Raw genomic sequence first — 17,441 nt, forward strand, 5'->3', positions numbered from 1 at the left:
CAAACCCGTCGAACGGAGGGGCCCTATGCTGAGAGGTCTTCGGTTTCTCTGGCGGCAAGGACCTCGGCAGGTAACTCGGGGAAGCTGTCCCGCATCCTTTGCTCGGCGACCGCCGCTGCCTCCTCCATGACCTTCTGCGCATCTTCGTTGGCCACGTCGAAGTTCAGAGAGAGGCCGCCGGTGGTCCCGGCGTCGATCAGGACGCTGCTCAGGAGCCCGGATATCTCTCCGATCTCCTTGTCCGCTTCGGGGAGCGCGACCTGGAGACTCTCTTTCATGCTCCTGATCACCGACACGGCGGGGGCCAGGGTTGAGGCGATCTCGCCAAGGTCCGTGATCGTGCCGAGGCGCAGGGAGATCTGCTCAAGGGCGAGCTGGGCCTGAGTCACGACCTTGCCCATCTTGCGTACCTCGGTGAGCTCGTTCGCGTAGACCGCCGCGTGCGCGGTGTCGTGCTTTGCGAGAGAGGTGACGACTCCCCGGAATATGACGGAGTCGCGCTGTTTTATCCGGTTGACTGTGCTGTCGAGCTGCGAAATCAGGACGCGGATCTGCCGATTAGCCTGGTCGATCTGCGGCTTGAGAGGCGTGGGAGGGCGTACCGAGTCCTTGAGCCTGTCGATAATGCCCGGACCTTGTTCCTTCTTCTCCCACTTGTTTGCAAATCCCATGATGTCTCGTCGGATGCTCGAACTTCCTATATTTCGCGGGCTCAAAACCAGATGCCAGTTTGGGCAAAATATTTTGACGCGAGGTCTTGGAGGAGGTCTGGGCTTGAAGAATAGCAGGGACGGCGCTGTAAATTGAGGATAGCGGAGGGCATAGCGTACCTGACTGCCGCCGAGATGGCGGAGGTGGACAGGGAAGCTGTCGAGGAGTTCGGGATTGGAGTGCCCACGTTGATGCAAAGGGCTGGGGAGGGCGCGGCCGAGGTGGCGAAGTTGATGCTCGGAGGCGAGGTCCGGGGGCGCGCCGTCTCCGTTCTGGCGGGGAAGGGGAACAATGGAGGGGACGGGCTTGTGGTGGCCCGGGTTCTGAAAGGATGGGGCGCCGCGGTCGAGGTGATTCTTGGTGTGGGGAGGGCGTCCCTCAGGGAGGCGCCGTCGAAGCAGCTGGCACTGGCTGAGGGGGCCGGGGTCGAGGTCTTCGGGCAAGCTAGGGCCTTGGGGGAGCCTGACCTCATTGTGGACGCGCTTCTGGGGTACAATGCGAGGGGAGACCCGAGAGAAGCTGTCGCGAAGCTGGTCAGGGAGGCGGGCGCATCAGGGTCGAGGATTCTTGCGCTCGATGTTCCCTCGGGGTTAGACTCGACATCGGGAGGGCGCGGAGAGCCATGCGTGGTCGCAAGCGCGACCGCGACGTTCGGGCTGCCGAAGGTAGGGCTCCTCGAGGCGAAGGAGGCGGGCGTCGTGGGGGACCTCTACCTGGTCGACATCTCACTGCCAGAGGAGGCGTACAGGAGGGTCGGGATGAGAGGTTCTCCGTTCGATGGGAAGCGGCTCCTAAGACTCTGGTAGGCCGGCCCGATACAACGCTTTTCAACTCAACGGCCAGCGGAGAGGCATGAAGTCGGCGGAGGAGGACATGGGATGTCCGAAGTGCCATCGCTTTGAGCTCAGGGAGCATCCGGAGGGAGTCAGGTGCAGGTTCTGCGGCTACGCTTTGACTCCGGGAGAAGCGGACAAGTTCAGGCTCTTCAGGCTCCTCAAGGAAGAGTCAAAGAGAAACTGAGGCGGTCAGGGTGCGGACTGCGGCGGGTTGAAGACGAAGACGCACCATACCCTGCCTGCCCTCGACTCGAAGACCGGCGCGAACCCTTTCTGGCTCAGGAGCGAGAGCACCTTCTCTACTGGATGGACGTAGAACCTGAACCCGCGGCGCCTGAGGAAGATCTTCTGCAGGGGTAGGAAGACCTTGAGAACTCTTGTGAGGATGCGGCGATCGTCGGGGATCGAAATCGCGTAGAACCGGGAGGCGGCGGCGCTGGAGTTCTCGATGAGCCCTTGGACGTCAGGGTAGCAACAGAGAACCGTGTCGAGCACCACGAAGTCTGACCGTTCGAGGGATAGCAGGGCCCCGTCTCCGTGAACAAACTGGGCTGATCCCGAGTGGCCTGCGTCTTGGACAAGCGAGCGCGCGGTGCGTACCATCGCCGAAGAGAGGTCGACCCCCTTTGCCTTGGAGGCCCCTGCCTTGAGGAATTCGAGAGTTAGCGCGCCAACACCGCAACCTAGCTCCAGAGTACTGGAACCGGCGAGGCCTCGCTCCCTGAGCGCAGCCAAAATGGTCTTGGAGGTCGACCCCAGGCCCCTCCTCCGATAGTCCTCGAGCATCCTCTCGCTCTCTTCGTCGAAGCAGCAGGTGATTCCGCTGGTGTCTGTCGCCACCTAGGAGGCGACTCGGATGAGTGAGTTAACAGTTCTCGTCATTGGGAGGGCGTTTATCTTGGGTTATCCGGCAGGTGCCGTTCGTGTCCGCAAGAGTGAGCCCGGTCTCGAAGGTGTCCTCGGTCTTGATAGTCGCGGTGGGAATATTCATGGTCATCGCAGGTTTGGTTGGGGGCACGGAGGCGAACACGATCGCGGGACTGGCTTTCGTAACACTGGGAGTTGTCCTGTATGTCCTGCTCTACAGACTCGGGAGAAGGCGGGACGCTAAGAGCTAGGCGGTTGGCTGCGCTGGCGGCTGCGAAACCGCCTTGAACCGGGCAGATAGGTTCCTGTTCCAGAGGCGGACTGCGAGAAGCCCTCCGATGGCGCCGCTGATGACACCGACGACTACTATGGTTCCGTAGATTGCCGGGTCGTTGGGAAGGATTGGAGTCACGTATACTGTCGCGTAGTACGCCACCGGGCCCACGATGGTGCTCGAGATCGTCATTGCGATCGCGGCACGCTTGGAGCTGACCGCCTCGCCGGACCTGACCTTGAGGCCCGAGCAGAGGGCGTCCGTTAGCGCCCCATAGAGGACTGCCAGGGCGAAGGGATAGAACGAGTACTGTGGCTCTAGGATGTTGATCAGAAGGCCTGCGACCGCGGCGGTAAGGGTCGCGCCTCCGACCCCAAGGAGGATGAAACTCAGCGCGAGGAGCGTCGCCTCCACGACGATGAGGAGGTCCCCGGTTGGAGGGGGCAGGATCGGCCCCTTGACGATCGCGATTATCACGCCGAACAGCGAAGCGGTTGCAATCTTCCTGGAGTCTGCCAACTTGGAGGGGTTTTCTAGGTCAATATTTAACGCTAGTTATACGACTAACCGCCGAGTGCGAGGCCTGCCGAGGCTGTTACGTGGCCCGAATCAAGCCCGGGCTGCAGGGAAGAGAAGTTCCCAGGTCTAGTCGCAAACTTTCATAACGTCCACAGTTGCCGCGGGCACATGCGCCGGTACGATGCGGTCGTGATCGGGTGCGGCGTCATGGGGTCGGCGGTCAGCTACAACCTCGCCTCCAGAGGTATCAAGACGGTGACCTTGGACAGGTATCCGCTGAATCATGAGATGGGCTCTTCTCACGGGAAGACCAGGATAATCAGGCTCGCCTACTACGAGGACGAGAGGTACGTCCCCCTGCTGAGGAGGGCCTTTGACGCGTGGGCCGAGGTCCAAGAGAAGTCCGGCAGGCGCCTGATGGAGATGACCGGAGGGCTGATGGCCGGGAGGGAGGAAGGGGAGCTGGTTTCTGGCGTCTTGAAGACGGCCAGGGCCCACGGACTGGAGCACGAAGTCCTCTCCACCAAGGAGGCGGAGTCGAGGTTCCCTGCGATCAAGCTCTCGGAGGAGTTGAAGGCGGTCTACGAGGAGAGCGCCGGGATCCTCTACACCGAGGAGTGCCTCGAGGCCTTCACTGGGCTGGCGGCGGACGCGGGCTGCGACTTCGAGCATCTGGCCGAAGTGACGGGCTGGAAGCCCACGCCAGAAGGGGTAGAGGTGGAGGCCTCTGGAGAGACATTCCTCGCTCAGAGGGTCGTTTCGTGCGCGGGACCGTGGACAAGCGAACTCTTCCCGGGGGCGGTCCCGCTGAAGGTGGAGAGGCAAGTCCCCATATGGTTCTCATCGAAGAAGCAGGGCATCTTCTCGCCGGAGTCGATGCCGGTCTTCATCATGGAAGAGGAGGCAGGGAAGTTCTTCTATGGACTACCCGAGGTCGGGCACGGAGTCAAAGCAGCGAGGACGCACGCTGGAGCTATTGTGAACCCAGACTCGGTGAGCAGGACAGTTACCAAGGATGACATCGCCCCCGTCGAGGCGTTCGTAGGAAGGAGGTTGCCCAAGCTCGGGAGGAAGCCGATCGACTCTACTGTCTGCCTTTACACCAACACCCCGGACCTGAACTTCGCCATAGGACCGCACCCCGAGGAGGGGAAGGTCGTAGTCGTCAGCGCGTGCTCGGGGCACGGGTTCAAGTTCGCAAGTGTCCTTGGAGAGGTGGTCGCGGACATGGTCGAAGGGAAGAAGACCCAGGTAGACGTGTCGTGGCTGAGTCTCAGCCGGTTTAGGGCCGTTCACGCCTAGGCACATCTTTGGTTCGTCCGAGTCTGTAGTGCTTCCTCGCTTCCTCGGACGAGACGAGCCCGGCTTGGATGTCTCCCGACACTTCGAGCGTCCCCCTCTTGTCTGGATCCCCGAATCCCCCTCCGCCAGCCGTCCTGACTTCGACCTCGTCTCCGGGCCTGAGGGCGAGAGTTACCTTGACGGGGACCTTCTCCTTCGAGCCGCGGCGAGATACGAAGAGCTCGGTGACTCTTCCCGGGAGCCCGCCCTCAAGGCCCCATGGAGGGTGGGTCCCCCTGTCTGCGAGCGCAGTGAAGGTCGTGCCGGCGAGCATCCTGTAACCACGAACAATCCCAGACCCACCCCGGTGCGCACCGGGGCCTGAACTGTCGGGCCTGAACTCGTACTTGGTCATCAACACCGGGAAGGAGCGCTCGAGCTCCTCGATCGGGGTGTTGAGGGTGTTCGTCATGTTGCACTGGATTCCGTCGATGCCGTCGGCGCGTCGACTCCCTCCGAGCCCGACCCCGATCGTCTCGTAGAAGGCCCACTGGCGGCCGCGCCATCGCCCTCCGACCATGACGTTGTTCATTGACCCTCCTGCCGCAGCGGGAACCCGGCCTGGGGCGGCTTTGGCTAGGGCGCGGAAGACCACGTCGGCGTTGCGCTGGCTCGTCTCGACGTTGCCACCGCCGACCGGATGGGGGGAGGTGGGGTTGAGGATCGACCCGACGGGCGCTCTGACCTCCACTGGGGCGAAGGCCCCGTGGTTGGCAGGTATGTCGTCCCCTAGCAGACATCGGAGGACGAAGTACGCGCCTGAGATGGTGACCCCGAAGACAGCGTTGAGGGGGTAGTCGACCTGCTTGTGGGAGCCCGAGTAGTCCACGAGCACGCCAGAGCCGCTGATGACCACCTTCGCCTTGAGGACGAGGTCCGAGCCGTCAGGGGCCTCGAGATAGTCGGAGGCGGAGTAGGTACCTTCTCCAAAGCGTGCGAGCCTCTTCCTGGTTAGGGCTTCAGAGCTCCTGAAAGCCGTTCGCGCCGCGGCGCGGAAGTCATCTAGCCCATACTTCGATACGAGCGAGAGGACCCTCTTCTCTCCTGTGGAGTTGGCTGCCGCCTGGGCTCGGAGATCGCCCTTCCTCTCGCGCGGCGTTCTGGAGCCGGAGGCGACGCGGGTGACAGTGGATTCTACGAAGCGGCGCCCTCTGCGAAGGTAGCACGGCTCGAGGACCAGGCCTTCCTCCTGAAGGGTCCGCGCGTCCGTCGAGATGCTTCCCGGAACCTTCCCACCGACGTCAGAGTGGTGGGCCTTGTTGACCGCGAAGCCGACGAGCTGGGCGCCGTGGTGGATGGGAGCCATGACAGTGATGTCGTTGAGGTGCGTCCCAGTGATGTACGGGTTGTTGGACACGAGCATGGAGCCAGGCTCGAAGTCCAGGCCAGAGCGTTCGCAAGCGCCGATGAGTTTCGAGAGGCCCCACGGAAGGGAGCCGAGGTGCACCGGGATGTGCTCCGCCTGCGCCAGGAGCCTTCCTCGCTCGTCGAAGACTGCGGCCGAGTGGTCCATCCTCTCCTTGATGTTCGGCGAGTAGGAAGCGTCCCTGAGTGCAAGTCCCATCTCTTCGCTCGAGTAGCGTAGCGCCTCGTTGATCAGCTTCAGAGTCACTGCGTCGCGCTTCATCTCTCGAGCCTCGTCCCATACTCTTCGGCGCGCCACCTCCAGCCCGGATTGACTACTAGTGTCGAGTCGTACTCCTCGATGATGCAGGGCCCTCTGCCCCTTCTGCCCGACTGGATTGTCTCCCTGGTCAGCACAGGAACAGCCTGATGCTCTCCACCAATCCATGCGCGGCGACGCGATGGGTGCCCAGGCCGCCCCCTCGTCTGTTGCGTGGGGATAGGATGGGCCGAAAGCCTGACCGATGCCCTCACGTGGAGGTTGACCACTTCGACCACGTCTCTTGTCGAGTAGTCATAGAGCTGGCGGTGCCTAGAGCTAAAGTCCTTCCTGAAGGCGTTGTCGCCCCGGAATTTCAGGAGAAGTTCGTGGGACTGTCCTTCGTATCTTGCCTCTGCGTACCTCAGCAAAGAGAACTCGGGGAATCCTTCCTTCTTCATTGCGGCCCTGACCTTCATTTCAAGTGCTGCGAACTGGGGTTGGAGGGCGCCTGTTCGGGCGGATGCGGAGAAGGTCCTTGTCAGGTCTCCGGAGAGCAGACCGTGCGCGGAAAAGAGTCCCGCATGGGCGGGGACCACTATGGCCCTGATGCCCAGCTCTTCAGCCAGGTCGCAGGCGTGCGCTGGGCCCGCTCCGCCGAAGGCGAAGAGGACGAAGTCCCTAGGGTCCCTGCCTCTTTCGACGCTGACCATCGAAATCGCCCTAGCCATGTCCGCGTTGACCAGCCTGAGTGCCCCAATCGCGACATCCTCGGCGGCCGTCCCGAGAGTCTTGCAGAGCTGGCTGAGGGCCCTCTCGGCCAAGTCGAACCTGATCGGCATCGACCCGCTCAAGAGTGAGACCGGGTTGAGCCTCCCGAGCAGGACGTTCGCGTCGGTGATGGTTGGTTCAGCGCCGCCTCTTCCGTAGCAGGCAGGGCCCGGCTGGGAACCCGCGCTGCGCGGCCCCACCGAGAGCTGTCCGGACTCGTCAGCCCAGAGGACCGTTCCTCCGCCGGCGCTGACCTCCGCGAGGTCGATGAAGGGTCCCCTCACCGAGTAACCGCTGCCCCTGATTGACCTCCCGCTGTGTGAGCGTCCCGCCGCTTCGAACTCCCGGGCGACCTCAGCCTCGCCGCCCACTATGGCCCCGGCTTTGGCGGTCGTGCCGCCCATGTCGAAGGTCAGGACGTTGGGCTCGGAGAGGTGCCGGGCGAGCTGTTTGCAGGCGACCACGCCGGCAGCGGGGCCGCTCTCGATTCCGTGGACGGGCATCGAAGAGGCGAGATTTGGAGTGGTCGCGCCGCCGTCTGAGTTCATCAGGTAGAGCGGAGCGGTGACCTTTGCCCGCCTCAGCGAAGTGGCGAGTTTCTGAATGTAGGACTCCATGAGGGGGGCGAGGACCGCGTTGACTGTGGTGGTGCTGGTCCGTTCGAATTCCCGGTACCCGTTGTCGACTTCGCTGGAGATGCTGACGTGGCCTGCGAATCCGGATGTTCGGAGGGCCTGCTTCATCCTGAGCTCGTGCGAGGAGTTGGCATAGGAGTTCAGGAAGCATATCGCTACCGAGCCGTATCGCCCTCTCGTAATCGACCTTGAGACTGAGCTGGCCAGGCGAGGGTCGAGCGGGAGGAGCTCCCTGCCGTCGGCACTTATCCTCCCGGGAACTGTGTACCTGTCGCTCCTACGGATCAGTGGGGGCGGGCGCCTCGTGTCCAGATTGTACAGCTCAGGGCGCCGCTGTCTGCCGATCTCCAGGATGTCCCTGAAGCCTTCGTTGGTGATGAGCGCAGCGCGCCCGAGTCTCGTCTTGGTGAGGAGGGCGTTGGTCGCGAGGGTGGTGGCGTGGGAGATCAGAGCGAGCTCTGACGGTCTGGGATTGAGTCTCAGGACACCTCGCACTATGGAGGCGGGCGGGCTCACTGCGGTGGGGAACTTCAGGACTGAGAGGAGGCCGCTACGGGAGTCGAAAGAGACTATGTCGGTGAAGGTCCCGCCGACGTCGACCCCCACGGAGACCGGGGAGGAGTTGCCCACGCGGGACGGCAAGAGTCCCCGAGCGTAATTAACAGTTGGTCGGCTGCTGTGGTTGGTTTATACCCACAGGCTATGGACGGAACGGGAGGCAATGCTGGAGGACTTTCGGGGGATACCATGGGAGGCTCGGTTCCTCATCTACCTCAGCTTCCTGCCGGGGATCTCGCTCGGCTTCATCTACACGGACCTTTCCTACTTTCTTCCGAATCTCGCTCTCTCCTACCTGCCTCACGACTCGGCCTTCTTCTGGATGGGCATAGTCGTGGGGACGATGGCGGCCACGCTCGTGGTCAGCAGCGTCCCACTGGGGATCGTCGCGGACAGGTATGGACGGAGGAGGCTCCTGGTCCTGGGCAACCTCTTGGCCGGCGTGAGCCTGATGGGGTTCGCCCTTACCACTTCGATCCCGCTGCTTCTCGCCGCGGCCGTCCTCGAAGGGGTCGGGGAGGCGGCATTCGCGGTCTCCTTTGGGGCCCTGGTCGCCGACCGCGCGGGCGACGCAAAGAGGACCTCAGCCTTCGCCCTCGTCGCGTTCCTGGGCTGGACCTCGGGGGCCATCGGTGCGCTCTCGATATCATCGGTCGCCGCGATTCAGGTCCTAGGGTTCGACGAGAGGCAGGCTCACGTGGCCCTGTACGTAGTGGTCGCGCTCCTCGGCCTCTCGGTGACGCCCCTGATGTTCAAGGTCCACGAGGGGAAGGTCGCCCCCGCAGAACCGAGGAAGGGATTCTTCCCGAAGAAGTCGAAGGATGTGCTCGTCAGGTTCAGCTTCTATAGCGTGACGCTCGCGCTGGGAGCGGGCCTCTTCGTCCCCCTGATGACCGCGTGGTTCCACGCTGCCTATGGGGTCACCGACGTGGTGAGCGGGCCGGTCCTTGCAGGGTCTGCGGTCCTGACCTCGGCGGCGATCCTCCTAGCACCCAGGTTCGCGAGGCGCATTGGGATGGTGAAAGCGATAGTGGCGTCGCAGGCGCTGGCCACTGCCTTCATGCTTCTGGTCCCGTCGTCCCCCACCTTCGCGATCGCGGGGGCCGTCTACTCGATCAGGGTCTTCCTCATGAACCTCTCGAACCCCCTCGGGCAGTCGCTGTTGATGGGCCTGGTCTCGCCGGACGAGCGGGGAGCTGCCTCCGGGGTCGCCGCCTCTCTCTGGAGGCTCCCCAACGCCCTCAGCAGCTTCGTGGGGGCAGCGCTGATTGGGGCCGGGCTCGTGGCCCTGCCGTTCTACATTGCGACTGTCCTCTACGTGGTCGCGATTTCGTTGTTCTGGTTCATGTTCAAGAATGCCAAGCTTCCCGAGGAGTCGATGCGGAGCGCTCAGGTCTTGGCCCAGTCGTCGAGCCTCGAAGGCCCGGAAGAGCCCCGCTGAATCCCGGAGACCCTTACGCCGATTAGGCGCACCGGCCGTGACGTCTTCTCGAACTCGTCCAAGAGGCGCCCTACGACCTCCTGAAGTGCGTCCTCTCCGTCGGTGTTGCTCACCAGAGTCTTCTCCCTGGTGTGGGTTTCGAAGCCCTTGAACCTGATCTTGATCCCTCCGACCCTGTAGGTCAGCCCGGAGGAGCGGACCCTCCGGATCAGCTCCGACGAGGCGTCCGAGGCGGCCTGCCTTACCGTCTTGAAGTCCGCGGTGTCCTCCTTGAAGGTCCTCTCCACGCTCAAAGATTTGGGGGTCTCCTGCTGGCGGACCTCCGTCCTTTCCTCGCCCTGGACGACCCCCCAGAGCCAGACGCCGTTCTTGCCGAACCATTCCAGGAGCTGCCGTCCCCCCACCTCCTGGAGCTGGCCGATCCTTTCGATCCCCTTGCTCCTGAGAAACTCGCTGGTCTTGCTGCCTATCCCGGGGACGACGCGAGCGTCGAGGGGGGCGAGGTAGCCACGGACGTCGTCGAAAGGTACCACCGTCAGGCCGTCGGGCTTGTTCCTGTCGGAGGCGATCTTGGCTGCGGACTTGTTTGGTGCGACCCCGATGGAACAGGTAAGGCCGTTCCTCTCTTTGACCGCCTTCTTCACTTCAAGGGCGAGGGCCTTCGCAGCCGATTGGCCTGGGGCCCTTTGTGAGACGTCCAGGAAAGCCTCGTCGATGCTCGACTGCTCGAAGGCGTCGGCGAAGGTCTTGAGGGTCTTCATCACTTCGTCCGAGACGCGCTCGTAGAGGCCCCAATCCGGAGGCAGGTACTTCGCCTGCGGACAGAGGCGGTATGCCTGGGAGATTGGCATCCCGGAGCGAAGGCCGAACTTCCGTGCTTCGTAGGAACAGGCGACGACTACCCCGCGGCCCTTTCCGCTCTCCGGGTCCGCGCCCACGACGACCGGAAGGCCCTTCAGCTCGGGGTGTTCGCGGACCTCGGCCGAGACGTAGAATGCGTCGAGGTCGACGTGGAGGACGGCCCTGCGCGCTGGCATTGTTCAGCTACGACCCGAAGAGAGTCTGCTGCTCGGACCCCAGGGGCTTCCACTCGAGTTCTATCAGCCCGAGGAGCCTGCGGAACTCGTTGGCGGATTCGGGGCTGAACCCGGCGAAGTGGTTGTTGAAGAAGACGTAGCCCGACTCGAACTTTCCTGCGTTCTCTTTCACCGATTCGGCCCAGCGCTTCATGTCTTCTCCCCGGTCCTTCTGGGTGCCGGAGAACTCGGTGATTTCTCTGTCCCCGACCATCCTCACGTAAGCGAAGTCGGCCGTGACCTCGGGCGGGGTCTCCAGATACTGGTTGAGTGACCAGATCATCGCGACGTTCTCCTTCTTCAGCATCGAGTAGACCTCCGGGGTGAACCAGGACTTGTGCCTGAATTCTATTGCGTGCTTGAACTCGGGGCTCAGCTGGCCGAGGAAATCCTTCATGGCTTCGAGGTGCGTGGAGAGCTTGACCGAAGGAGGGAGCTGGATGGCTATGGGTCCGAGCTTGTCCCCCAGCTTGCTGACGACGCTGTAGAAGTAGGTGAGCGAGGTGCCGAAGCCTTTGAGCTTCGCCTCGTGCGTGATCTTCTTGGGGAGCTTGGGAGAGAATAGGAAGCCGGGTGGGGTGTTGTTCCTCCACTGAGTGATCATGAACGCGTTGGGCACGCGGTAGAAGCTCGAGTCGATTTCGACGCAGTTGAAGACCTTCGAGTAGTTGGCGAGGTAGTCCTTGGGCTGGAGGCCCTTCGGATAGAAGACTCCCAGCCAGTCCTTGTACGACCAGCCGCTGCATCCGATTCGAAGGTCTTCGAGTTCCAACCGGAGGCGAGGCCACTCTCATTCCTGATAAAGGCTGTCAATATTTATAACGCTGCGAGCGTTTCGCGGCCCGAAAGCGATTTGTCTCAAGGGAACCCTGACATCAGGCAGCAGGTCGAGGCGAACAGGGGGGCGCTCAAGAAGCTGCAGCTACTGATCCCTGGGCTCAGAGGATACAGGAGCAAGGAGGACATCAGGGTCTCCGACGAGCTCCTGAGGAACCAGGCAGCGGACAGGCTTGACAGGGTGAAGAAGAACCTGGAGGAGATTAGGAGACAACTTGCGTCTAGCAACGACCTCACCAACATCACCACTATCGGGTCGCTGGTTTCCCAGGTGCAGGGCGTCAGTGGGGAAGTGAGGCACGCGGCGCAGGGCTATGCCGGCTGGGTCGCTCCGATCACGATAAACGAGGACAAACTCAACAAGCTGTACGACTACGACTATGCATTCATCAACTCTGTCTTCCAGCTTGAGGAGGCGACGTCCCCGGCGAACCTGAAGTACGACAGCGCGTCGCCGAACTCAATCCAGGCATCGCTGGGCGAGCTGGGAAGGACCTTGGGGGACCTGAAGCAGAAGTGGTCAATGAGGATGGAGACGATCGAGGGGATAGCCCTCAAGTAGGATGGATAGTTTGTTCGGTAAGAAGCAGGACCCGGTCCCCGCCACGGGGGGGAGCGCTTTCGGGTCGACCACAATCGCCTGGGAGGACCAGTTCAAGCAGGGGGCGGTCCTGTGGAAAGCGCACAGGAACATCAGGCTCAACGACAACATAGTGGTGAGGGAAGACGAGATCGCGGTCTTCTACAGGGACGGCAAGGCCCTGACATACTTCGACCAGCCGAACAGATATGCGCTGACTGACATCAACGCGCCCATCGTCGGGAAGCTGCTGAAGTTCTTCACCGGCGTCCAGCAGGAGGCGGAAGTCTTCTACCTCCCCAAGAGGTACCTGGACGGGAAGTTCGGGAGCACGCAGCCGTACCAGTTCACGGATCCGACGTTCGGCATCGTGAACCTGAGGGTCTTCGGGGAGTACAGGTGGAAGATCGACTCGCCGGAGCTCTTCGTGAACCAGTTTGTGGGGACTTTCGACGCGGAGACCTCGGACGATGTGGAGGGTAGGGTGAAGGAGCAGGTCGTGATCATGGTCTACAACGTACTTGGGAAGATGAAGGCCCAAGGGATGAAGGTCACCGACCTGGCCGCCAGCCTGACCAACATCGAACAGATGGTCCTGGCGATGGGACCAGACCACCTGGGACAGTACGGAATCGAGATCAACAAGATCTCAGGGCTCACAATCAGCCTCCCCGACGAGGTCCAGAGGGCCATCGACACCAGGTCTGAGATGCAGGTGCTCGGGGTCAACTACATGCAGTACCAGTCGGGCAAGGCGATTGACGACGCCGCCAAGAACCCCTCGGGAGGGGCCGGGGTGACGGCGGGGCTGGGGGCCGGGCTGGGAGTGGGATATGCGATAGGAGGGCAGATGGCGTCGGGGATGGGCCAGGCGCTGACGAGGAGCTGCCCGAACTGCGCTTCGCTGATACCTGCCAACGTCAAGTTTTGTCCGAACTGCGGGGCCGCGCAGCCTGGTCCGAGCGCTCCACCCGCCCCAGCCGGGACGGGAAGGTTCTGCCCCAACTGTGGTAGTGCGGTGGGGACAGCGTCCAAGTTCTGCGACAACTGCGGCAAGCCGCTCTAGGGTGAGAGGGGACGTTCTGCCCGAGGTGCGGTACCCAGCTTCCCGATGACGCGGGTTTCTGCCTCAAGTGCGGCGCGAAGGTGGGGAGCCTGCAGGCCCCCCAAGCTGCCCAGCCACCTGAGCCGGTCATTGCGCCCTCGGGAGCCGAGCAGCTGAAGTGCCCGAGCTGCGGGGCCCCGATAACCCCGAAGTTCGGCGAGATGATAATCACGTGCGAGTACTGCGGAAGCAGCGTGACGCTCGGGAACCAGGGATGGAGGAGCGTCAACAAGCACACGATGCTCCCGCTGAGGCTGGCTACCCAAGACCAGGCCACAAAGGCGGTGCACGACCTGATGGACAGGGGACTCTTACACAGGCACCTGCAGGAATCTTCCACCCTTGAGGAGATGAACCTGGCGATGATCCCGTACTGGCTCGTCCCCGTCTCGGCGAGGACGTCCGTCGTGGCGACCGACATGGTCGTGGAGGCTGGGAGCATAGCGACGACCGCGGCCCTGGCGGGGATCATGGGCGCTGCGATGAGCAGTGGAAGGAGGGGCGGAGGCGGGGGGCTGATGACGGGGGTCCTGCTCGGGACTGTGCTGAGCGGCGGGGGGGTCGGAGGGAGGGAGACGCCGAAGAAGGCCTTCCAGATGGACTTCGACTACGACTTCCCGATAGTGGCCCTGAAGGCCCTGGGAGAGTACCAGCCCAAGGAGTACCAGTTCAACCTCGCAGAGAGGACCCTCTTCGACGCGCCCAAGGTGAAGGGGCTCAAGGTCCTGAACGGGGACGTGGGAGAGGAGGTGGCAAAGACGCAGGCAAAGACCCTGGTGGACCAGCTCCAGTCGGAGAAGGCGCACGCGGCGCACCACATGATCCAGCAGCTCTCCACCGAGTCGGATGTGGGGGAGGCGGAGCTACTTCATGCGCCGGTCTGGTTCGCGAGGTACGGCCACAAGGGCCGCAAGATCGTCCTCGTCCTGGACGGGAACTCGGGCGGCGTCATCAACAGCCTGGGACTCTAGCGCTCAAGCCAGAAATAACCGGGCTCCGCTCCTTCGGGACATGTCGACAACCAAGCAGGGAGTCCCGGTCACGGTGCCGACCGACGTGTGGCAGAACCTGATGGAGGTCAGGGCCCAGCTCGATTCGGAGTGCCCCGGGGCGCCGACCCCGGTGGAGGAGCTTCTCAGGGAGCTGGTCGGCCACTACAGGCGGTGCTCGAATGCAGTCGGGGAGGCGGACGACTTCTGCAAGAGGGCGCAGGCCTGGAAGAAGGGCTGAACAAAGAAGATTAGTGGCCCTGAAAGCACCTCGGGCGCATGCCTTCCATGGACGTAGGGGGAGTTGGGCTGTACTACGAGGAGAGCGGGAGCGGTCAGCCGGTCGTCTTTGTGCACGGAATACCTACCGACTATCGGGCGTGGGCTGCGCAGGTCGGGGCCTTCTCGAAGGGGAGGAGGATGGTCGCGCTCAGCAGGAGGTACGCAGCGCCGAACCCGAGGAAGGGGGACGTCTCTGATTCAACTGTCCAGAACAACGCCTCCGACCTGAAGGGGTTCCTGGAGGGCCTCGGAGGAGGGCCGGTGGACCTGGTGGGGCACTCCTACGGAGGGTTCGTGTCGGCCTACCTGGCCGCGCAGTGGCCCGAGCTGGTAAGGTCGCTCGTGCTTGTCGAGCCGGCGATCTCGACCCTCCTCGTGGCCGACCAGGGAAGCAGTGCGGCCCTGTTGGGCCTGCTGCTGAGGAGCCCCTCGGTGGCTCTCTCGGGACGAAGGTTCCAGAGCGCAAGCCTCAAGCCCTCGTTGGAGGCTCTCGACGCGGGTCAGCTGGAGAGGGCGGTCGAGCTGAACGTTGACGGCGTTCAGGACAGGAAGGGGTCGTACGCTGCGCTCCCGGAGGTGACGAGGAAGATGATGCTTGACAATGCGAGGACGGTGGCTGAGCTCAGGACAGAGTTTCCGAGGTTCACCGCAAAGGAGGCGTCCAAGATCGCGCGCCCGACCCTGGTGGTCAACGGAGAGGAGAGCGCCCTCTGGCTGAGGAAGATTGGGGAGCTGGTGGGAAAGGCGGTCCCTGGGGCGAGGATGGAGAAGGTCTCGGGCTCGAGGCACTTTCCCCACATGGAGAACCCCGATGAATTCAACTCGAAGGTCCTAGGGTTCATAGAGAAATGGATCGCGTGAAGTTCGAGACCATTAGGCAGAAGGCCCTGTTGAAAGCGAGTCCGTGCGAAGTCTGTCAGGCCTATGTGGACCCCTTGAAGCAAACCGAGGTCACGGGTTCCGAGGCGTCGGGGTCCCCCATGGTCGGGGGCAGGTTCACCGCATGGGACGGAAACATCTCAGGGAAGTACTTGGAGCTTGAAGAGGGAAGGAAGATCGTGCACGATTGGAAGACCACCGAGTGGCCCAAGGGTTATCCCGCGTCGCTCGTGGAGATCACTGTCACCAAGAAGGGAGGCGGGACGCAGCTCGAGATGGTCCACTCGAAGGTTCCGGCGGAGCAGGCGGATGACTACGCAGAGGGGTGGGAAGAATACTACTGGAAGCCTCTGAAGAAGTATTTCGCGAAGAGAGAGTAGCTAATCAGCCAGTCGTGGCAGGAGCGGGAGGCGGGGTCGAGGTCGTGGGCATCATTGTGCCTTTCCCGAAGTAGGCTTTCACGTGCGGCTTCCACAGGTACCACACGATTATGACGTCGATGGCCAAACCGACTACGGAGCCGAAGTTCCCTGTCGCGAGTGAGCCCAGTCCGCCGAGGATTCCAAGGATCGCAAGGATCACAGCGAGCGTCCAAGCCCAGCTCTTTCCAGACCAAAGACCGTATCCGACGAGGATCGCGAACAGGCCGATGATGAGGACTACTGCTCCGAGGACAGCGATGAATCCTGCAAGGAAGCCATAGCCCGCTGCGGAAGCAAAGTAAGAACCGCCTGCAGCTAGGCCTAACCCGGCTAGGACGGCAATAATCCCGCCAACCATGTCGAGAATTGCTAGAACCGTCACTCCGGTTGGCCTTGGCGGCCTCTGCATCATCTCATCAGCATTCGCATCCAAAGTAGATAAGCCTGACCCTCTCACGTGAGCGTGGCCATGCCTGAGTGCCCGAAGTGCGGGGCGCAGAACAAGAAGCCTGTAACTCAGTGGACGGGGGGCGCGAAAACGAAGAAGCCCATGGCCGTCCAGAGATTCGTGTGCGGGAAGTGTGGGACTAGCTTCGTGGCGTGGAAGGATTCGAAGACCGGCGAAGTGAAGACGATGACTAGGAAGTAGTCTTCCCGAACTCGAAGCCGCACTTGAGGCAGGTCCTCATGCCGGGAGCGTCATTGAGCACCTGTCGGGTGCCGCACCTTGGGCAGTCGACGGTCGACGTGGCGGGCTTGATCGACTCGGCGTGTTGGGCGCGGACCTTGTCGATAGCGTCACTGTAGGCGTTCCTTCCTCGTCTGCCTCCTGGCATAGGGGGACCTCCCCAGAGGTAGGCTATTTGAGTTCCTCAAGCGTGAAGGTGAAGCGCGCTCCCGCGAATTCGCCCGTGCTTACTCTCTCCCAGGCGACCTTGTAGGTCTTGGTGACGTTGGCGCCTACGATGCTGATCTGCGTTGGGACGTCCGCGAAGAGCTTCTCGACCTTGGCAGGGTCCTTGGTGAAGATCAGGCTTCTCCTGCGCTTCATGAGGTACTTGACGGCAACGTTCTGGTGGGCGTGCCCCTCGACCGGGATCTTCTCTCCTCCGACCTCTATGGTGAAGCCGCGCTTTGCCATCCTAGGTCCGGGTGGGGTTCAGGATGGTAAATAGATTCGGGGTCAAATCCTGTTCAGGGATTGGTCGAAAGGCGAGCCCTCTAGGGACGCTTGATGTTGGTCAGGAGGAGGCGGAACCAGAGCGTCTTGCCCGTCATTGGGTGCCTTCCGGTCTTTCCGTAGGCCTTCTCCGGCGGGAGGGTGACCTCCTTGGTTTCGTTGACTTTCATCCCCATCAGTGCTTCTTCGAATCCAGTGATCACCTGGTGCTTTCCCAGCTCGACCTGGAGTGGTTTGTAGTCCCTGGCCGGGCTGAAGAGGGCGGCCTTGACCGCCTCGGCCTTCATGCTGGTGTCGAAGACTTTGCCGCCCGGGAACTTTCCTAGATAGTGGACGGAGACCGTGTCTCCCTTCTGCGCTGCTAGCTCACTCAATGGGCAACGGGCGCCGCGCTGAGCCAGTTAAGCAATTAGCCGCCCCTCGCTGTCTTCGTCAGCTCATTCGAGCCGTCCGTGGTCCTCCTTCTGTGCCTCGTTCGTGCGCCGGACGCTTCGTCTCCCGACCTCGGTGTCAAGCATGACGCTCCGCACCTCCT

At 62.4% G+C, this 17,441-nt stretch carries 21 protein-coding genes and 1 pseudogene; 11 read left to right on the top strand and 11 right to left on the bottom strand.

What is annotated here, in order from left to right; translation table 11 throughout:
- Window positions 1-23 precede the first annotated feature (23 nt).
- Window positions 24-671, bottom strand: a complete 648-nt coding sequence (locus HY247_05100) for a hypothetical protein (protein QQG48135.1) — start codon at window positions 669-671, stop codon at window positions 24-26.
- A 132-nt stretch (window positions 672-803) separates the two neighbouring features.
- Between HY247_05100 and HY247_05105 the strand changes: the two genes are divergently transcribed.
- Together HY247_05105 and HY247_05110 are read left to right on the top strand one after the other, a co-directional pair.
- Window positions 804-1,517, top strand: a complete 714-nt coding sequence (locus HY247_05105) for an NAD(P)H-hydrate epimerase (GenBank protein ID QQG48136.1) — start codon at window positions 804-806, stop codon at window positions 1,515-1,517.
- 46 nt (window positions 1,518-1,563) lie between these two features.
- Window positions 1,564-1,731, top strand: coding sequence for a hypothetical protein (locus HY247_05110; GenBank protein QQG48137.1), 168 nt, complete (start codon window positions 1,564-1,566; stop codon window positions 1,729-1,731).
- 5 nt (window positions 1,732-1,736) lie between these two features.
- Here HY247_05110 and HY247_05115 read toward each other — a convergent pair whose 3' ends face one another.
- Window positions 1,737-2,387, bottom strand: a complete 651-nt coding sequence (locus HY247_05115; GenBank protein ID QQG48138.1) for a class I SAM-dependent methyltransferase — start codon at window positions 2,385-2,387, stop codon at window positions 1,737-1,739.
- A gap of 83 nt (window positions 2,388-2,470) precedes the next feature.
- On the opposite strand from HY247_05115, the gene HY247_05120 reads away from it, so the two are divergent.
- Window positions 2,471-2,665, top strand: a complete 195-nt coding sequence (locus HY247_05120; GenBank protein QQG48139.1) for a hypothetical protein — start codon at window positions 2,471-2,473, stop codon at window positions 2,663-2,665.
- Here the strand turns inward: HY247_05120 and HY247_05125 are convergent.
- The gene (locus HY247_05125; protein ID QQG48140.1) at window positions 2,662-3,207 is read right to left on the bottom strand and encodes a hypothetical protein; all 546 of its coding nucleotides are present in this window, start codon (window positions 3,205-3,207) and stop codon (window positions 2,662-2,664) included. The genes HY247_05120 and HY247_05125 overlap by 4 nt on opposite strands.
- 168 nt (window positions 3,208-3,375) lie before the next feature.
- Between HY247_05125 and solA the strand changes: the two genes are divergently transcribed.
- The gene (gene solA / locus HY247_05130; protein QQG48141.1) at window positions 3,376-4,509 is read left to right on the top strand and encodes an N-methyl-L-tryptophan oxidase; all 1,134 of its coding nucleotides are present in this window, start codon (window positions 3,376-3,378) and stop codon (window positions 4,507-4,509) included.
- Here solA and HY247_05135 read toward each other — a convergent pair.
- Both HY247_05135 and HY247_05140 read right to left on the bottom strand, forming a co-directional pair.
- Window positions 4,490-6,175 carry a hydantoinase B/oxoprolinase family protein gene (locus HY247_05135; GenBank protein QQG48142.1) on the bottom strand — a complete coding sequence of 562 codons (1,686 nt, stop codon included), beginning with the start codon at window positions 6,173-6,175 and terminating at the stop codon, window positions 4,490-4,492. The two genes, solA and HY247_05135, sit on opposite strands and share 20 nt — an antisense overlap.
- Window positions 6,172-8,199, bottom strand: a complete 2,028-nt coding sequence (locus tag HY247_05140; protein ID QQG48143.1) for a hydantoinase/oxoprolinase family protein — start codon at window positions 8,197-8,199, stop codon at window positions 6,172-6,174. Before HY247_05140 ends, HY247_05135 begins: the two co-directional genes overlap by 4 nt.
- 79 nt (window positions 8,200-8,278) lie before the next feature.
- On the opposite strand from HY247_05140, the gene HY247_05145 reads away from it, so the two are divergent.
- A complete protein-coding gene (locus tag HY247_05145) occupies window positions 8,279-9,556 on the top strand; it encodes an MFS transporter (GenBank protein ID QQG48144.1) in 1,278 nt (425 codons plus the stop codon).
- Here the strand turns inward: HY247_05145 and dinB are convergent.
- Both dinB and HY247_05155 read right to left on the bottom strand, forming a co-directional pair.
- A complete protein-coding gene (dinB, locus tag HY247_05150; protein QQG48145.1) occupies window positions 9,505-10,593 on the bottom strand; it encodes a DNA polymerase IV in 1,089 nt (362 codons plus the stop codon). The two genes, HY247_05145 and dinB, sit on opposite strands and share 52 nt — an antisense overlap.
- A gap of 7 nt (window positions 10,594-10,600) precedes the next feature.
- The gene (locus HY247_05155) at window positions 10,601-11,404 is read right to left on the bottom strand and encodes a DUF72 domain-containing protein (protein ID QQG48146.1); all 804 of its coding nucleotides are present in this window, start codon (window positions 11,402-11,404) and stop codon (window positions 10,601-10,603) included.
- A gap of 81 nt (window positions 11,405-11,485) precedes the next feature.
- Between HY247_05155 and HY247_05160 the strand changes: the two genes are divergently transcribed.
- The 5 genes and pseudogenes from HY247_05160 (at window position 11,486) to HY247_05180 (ending at window position 15,684) form a co-directional block, all read left to right on the top strand.
- Entirely contained in the window at window positions 11,486-12,031 is a 546-nt protein-coding gene (locus HY247_05160) for a hypothetical protein (protein QQG48147.1), read from the top strand.
- Between the two features lies 1 nt (window position 12,032).
- Window positions 12,033-14,125 (top strand): annotated as a pseudogene (locus tag HY247_05165) (SPFH domain-containing protein).
- Window positions 14,126-14,165: 40 nt separating this feature from the next.
- A complete protein-coding gene (locus HY247_05170; protein QQG48148.1) occupies window positions 14,166-14,384 on the top strand; it encodes a hypothetical protein in 219 nt (72 codons plus the stop codon).
- A 38-nt stretch (window positions 14,385-14,422) separates the two neighbouring features.
- Window positions 14,423-15,286, top strand: a complete 864-nt coding sequence (locus HY247_05175) for an alpha/beta hydrolase (protein ID QQG48149.1) — start codon at window positions 14,423-14,425, stop codon at window positions 15,284-15,286.
- Window positions 15,283-15,684, top strand: a complete 402-nt coding sequence (locus tag HY247_05180; GenBank protein QQG48150.1) for an SRPBCC domain-containing protein — start codon at window positions 15,283-15,285, stop codon at window positions 15,682-15,684. The genes HY247_05175 and HY247_05180 overlap by 4 nt, the downstream gene beginning before the upstream one ends.
- Before the next feature lie 4 nt (window positions 15,685-15,688).
- On the opposite strand, the gene HY247_05185 is transcribed toward HY247_05180, so the two are convergent.
- The gene (locus HY247_05185) at window positions 15,689-16,108 is read right to left on the bottom strand and encodes a hypothetical protein (GenBank protein QQG48151.1); all 420 of its coding nucleotides are present in this window, start codon (window positions 16,106-16,108) and stop codon (window positions 15,689-15,691) included.
- Between the two features lie 87 nt (window positions 16,109-16,195).
- On the opposite strand from HY247_05185, the gene HY247_05190 reads away from it, so the two are divergent.
- Window positions 16,196-16,375 (top strand): chorismate-binding protein, encoded by a 180-nt coding sequence (locus HY247_05190; protein ID QQG48152.1) that lies wholly within the window; start codon window positions 16,196-16,198, stop codon window positions 16,373-16,375.
- Here the strand turns inward: HY247_05190 and HY247_05195 are convergent.
- From HY247_05195 to HY247_05205, 3 genes are all read right to left on the bottom strand, one after another.
- A complete protein-coding gene (locus HY247_05195) occupies window positions 16,365-16,562 on the bottom strand; it encodes a hypothetical protein (protein ID QQG48153.1) in 198 nt (65 codons plus the stop codon). The two genes, HY247_05190 and HY247_05195, sit on opposite strands and share 11 nt — an antisense overlap.
- 23 nt (window positions 16,563-16,585) lie before the next feature.
- A complete protein-coding gene (locus HY247_05200) occupies window positions 16,586-16,867 on the bottom strand; it encodes a hypothetical protein (protein ID QQG48154.1) in 282 nt (93 codons plus the stop codon).
- Between the two features lie 80 nt (window positions 16,868-16,947).
- On the bottom strand, window positions 16,948-17,280 hold the full coding sequence (locus HY247_05205) for an FKBP-type peptidyl-prolyl cis-trans isomerase (GenBank protein QQG48155.1): 333 nt from the start codon (window positions 17,278-17,280) through the stop codon (window positions 16,948-16,950).
- Between the last annotated feature and the right edge of the window lie 161 nt (window positions 17,281-17,441).

It is taken from the genome of archaeon (assembly GCA_016432545.1).
GTDB lineage: Archaea > Thermoproteota > Nitrososphaeria > Nitrososphaerales > Gagatemarchaeaceae > UBA183.